Origin of the sequence: Caballeronia sp., assembly GCF_049581465.1 — a bacterium.
GTDB lineage: Bacteria > Pseudomonadota > Gammaproteobacteria > Burkholderiales > Burkholderiaceae > Caballeronia.
This window is the reverse complement of sequence record NZ_JBAUSA010000164.1, coordinates 1-3,102: the sequence shown is the minus strand read 5'-3', so window position 1 is coordinate 3,102 and position 3,102 is coordinate 1. Positions and strand designations below refer to the sequence as shown.

General features: G+C 62.5%; 4 protein-coding genes. All 4 read left to right on the top strand.

Annotated features, from left to right (window positions below; genetic code table 11):
• A partial coding sequence (locus tag WCA53_RS04195; protein WP_423905818.1) for a thiamine pyrophosphate-dependent enzyme occupies positions 1 to 463 on the top strand: 463 nt, incomplete at its 5' end.
• A 28-nt stretch (positions 464 to 491) separates the two neighbouring features.
• The gene (locus WCA53_RS04190; protein WP_423905814.1) at positions 492 to 1,598 is read left to right on the top strand and encodes an enolase C-terminal domain-like protein; all 1,107 of its coding nucleotides are present in this window, start codon (positions 492 to 494) and stop codon (positions 1,596 to 1,598) included.
• 10 nt (positions 1,599 to 1,608) lie between these two features.
• Positions 1,609 to 2,547 carry a hypothetical protein gene (locus WCA53_RS04185; RefSeq protein WP_423905809.1) on the top strand — a complete coding sequence of 313 codons (939 nt, stop codon included), beginning with the start codon at positions 1,609 to 1,611 and terminating at the stop codon, positions 2,545 to 2,547.
• The coding region (locus WCA53_RS04180; protein WP_423905806.1) for a gluconate 2-dehydrogenase subunit 3 family protein at positions 2,544 to 3,102 on the top strand (559 nt) is incomplete at its 3' end. The genes WCA53_RS04185 and WCA53_RS04180, both read left to right, overlap by 4 nt.

The window sequence follows — 3,102 nt, the reverse complement described above, 5'->3', positions numbered from 1 at the left end:
GAACAACATGGCCGAACTCATTACGGTATCAAAGTACTGGAAGCAGTGGGCGAATCCGCACTGGATTTGCATGGTGCTGAACAACCAGGACTTGAATCAGGTTACCTGGGAGCAGCGCGTCATGGAGGGCGATCCGAAGTTCGAGGCTTCGCAGGACATTCCCTCCGTGCCGTATCACAAGTTCGCGGAACTCATTGGGCTCAAGGGAATATACGTCGACGATGCGAATCGGATGGGCGCGGCATGGGACGAGGCGCTCGCCGCAGATCGGCCTGTCGTGCTCGAAGTAAAGGCCGACCCGAATGTGCCGCCACTGCCGCCGCACATCACGCTGGCACAAGCCAAAGCTTTCGCGTCGAGCCTGCTCACGGGCGATCCGAACGAGAGCCACATATTGCTCGACACCGCAAAGCAGGTGCTGAGCGCCGTGCTGCCTGGCCATAAAGACAGCAAGGACAATTAACTCGAACGACGCACCGCGGTTGCGAACCATGAAAACCTCAACGCACGAAGCAACGATCACCGACGTCCGGGCGGATGCTTTTTCGATTCCCACTGACTTCCCGGAAGCCGATGGCACGTTCGCATGGCATGCATCGACGCTCGTGGTGGTTGAGGTGGACGCCGGCGGTATGACGGGCATCGGCTATACCTACTCCGACGCGAGCATAGTCGGACTGGTCCGGGGTGCGCTCGCGGACGCGGTGCTGCACCACGATGCGTGGGACATTCAAGCGCTATGGACTGGCATGCAAACGCGCGTGCGTAATCTCGGACGAGAGGGCATGGCTGCGACGGCGATCTCGGCCATCGACTGTGCGCTCTGGGATTTGAAAGCAAAACTGTTGGACCGGCCGCTCGTGCTTTCGCTGGGTGCCGCTCGTGAAAGCATACCGATCTACGGTAGCGGAGGGTTCACCACCTACACCGATGCTCAGTTAAGCGAACAACTGGGGGCGTGGGTTGCAGAAGACGGTTGCCGCTGGGTCAAGATGAAAATCGGAACTGCGCCCGAGCGCGATCCCGAGCGAGTGCGCAGGGCGCGTGAGGCGATCGGCGAGAGCGGACTATTCGTCGATGCAAACGGGGCATTTTCAGAAAAGCAGGCGCTTCACTTCGCCGCTATCTTCGCCGAATGCGGCGTTGAATGGTTCGAGGAACCGGTGTCATCGGACGATCTTGCGGGCCTGTCCTCGTTGCGTAAAACCGTTCCCGCTGCCATGGAAGTTGCCGCAGGCGAGTACGGCTACACGCTGGACTATTTCCGCCGCATGCTCGATGCGCGCGCGGTCGACGTCTTGCAGGCCGACGCAAGCCGCTGCGGCGGGATCACCGGCTTCCTCCAGGCAGCCGCTTTATGCGACGCTTACCACATACCCCTTTCTGCGCACTGTGCTCCCGCGTTGCACCTGCACGTCGCGTGCGCCGCGCCGCGACTGCGTCATCAGGAGTGGTTTCACGATCACGTTCGCATCGAAGCCATGCTGTTTGACGGGGCGCCTCGTCCGGTTGACGGTGCTATTTCCCCGGATCTGACGCGCCCTGGCTGCGGTCTCGAATTCAGGCGGGCCGATGCACAGCCCTACGCAGTTCGTTGAAGGAGACGCCATGAGTGCAACATCGCAGCGCGCGGCAGTATGTGTCGGCTTGGCAGCCGGTGCTGCGGGGCTGGTGGCAGTCCTCGCGCGACAACGCGTAATTCGTTCAACCGCCGACCCCGCGCCGCGAGGCGAAACAGCCACGCACATAGCCGCCGCGCGTGCGTTTAATCGCAGTTCGGCGTTGCTGGCCTTATCGGTGCTCACCGACAGCGGCATTGAACACTATCGCGGGTCGTTCGCCAATAAAGCCATGTTCACGCCCCTCGTCACGTCGGCGCTGTCGCTCGCGGCCGGGCTGCATGGTGCTGCAGATTCCGGTGCGCGCACGCACCGGGCAAGGCATGCAATCTACCTCGGCGCCGGAGCGACCGGCACCGCGGGTACAGCTTTTCATCTCTACAACATCCTCAAGCGACCTGGCGGCTGGAGCTGGAACAATTTGTTCTATGCGGCGCCGATCGGGGCGCCGATGGCATTGCTGTTATCGGGAGCGCTAGGAGCTGTTGCCGAGCGGCTACGCGATGAACCCGCTGTCGAACCGCAACTGCTCGGGATGGCGGCTGGCCGCGCGCTTGGTTTGCTCACTGCTGCGGGTCTTATCGGCACCGTGGGCGAGGTAGCGCTCATGCACTTTCGCGGTTCGTATCAGAACCCGGCAATGTATGCGCCGGTCACTATTGTGCCGGTGACCTCCGCGTTGCTCGCTCACGCCGCCCTGGCCGCGCCACGCGAACATTGGATCGCGCGCGCGTGGCTGCGAATCACGGCTGCCCTGGGGGTTGTCGGGATGGGTTTTCATGCGCGTGGTATCGCTCGCAACCAGGGCGGGTGGGGCAATTGGACCCAGAACATTCTCAACGGACCACCTCTGCCGGCACCCCCCAGCTTTTCTGCGCTGGCGCTTGCAGGCCTGGCCGCATTGCGGCTGCGGGAGACGGAAAAATGACGTTGCCACCCGTGACACGCTACCCGGGCTACGACGTTCTCAATAAACGGGATACCCCCTCATGGGACGCCGCGACGAGAAGTGTCATTGACCAACGGCTCGCCACGCCACGCGGCCCGGTGTTCCTGAACGCAGTCGAATGGCGTGCCTTGACCGCGCTTTGCGCCCGTATCGTGCCGCAGCGCAGTGAGGCGCAGCCTGTGCCGGTAGCCGCGCTCGTCGATGCAAAGCTCACAAGCAATCGTGGCGATGGCTATCGCGACGCTCGTCTGCCACCGTTGCGCGACGCGTGGCGTTCAGGGCTTGCCGCGCTGGACGAAGAATGTCGCGCGCGCTTCGAGCTGCCATTCGCGAGCCTTGAAGCGGAGTCGCAGGTCGCGCTGCTTGAGGCGATGCAACGGGGCGAGTTGCACTGCGATGCATGGAACGACATGCCGTCTGCGCTGTTCTTCACTGAGCGGGTGCTGCATGACATTTGCAGTGCGTACTATTCCCATCCGCATGCATGGAGCGAAATCGGCTTTGGCGGCCCGGCCAATCCGCGCGGTTATGTAC

Excerpts from the sequence above, each read along its gene's own strand:
- WCA53_RS04190 (WP_423905814.1), top strand. The coding sequence starts at position 492 with ATGAAAACCTCAACGCACGAAGCAACGATCACCGACGTCCGGGCGGAT.
- WCA53_RS04185 (WP_423905809.1), top strand. The coding sequence starts at position 1,609 with ATGAGTGCAACATCGCAGCGCGCGGCAGTATGTGTCGGCTTGGCAGCC.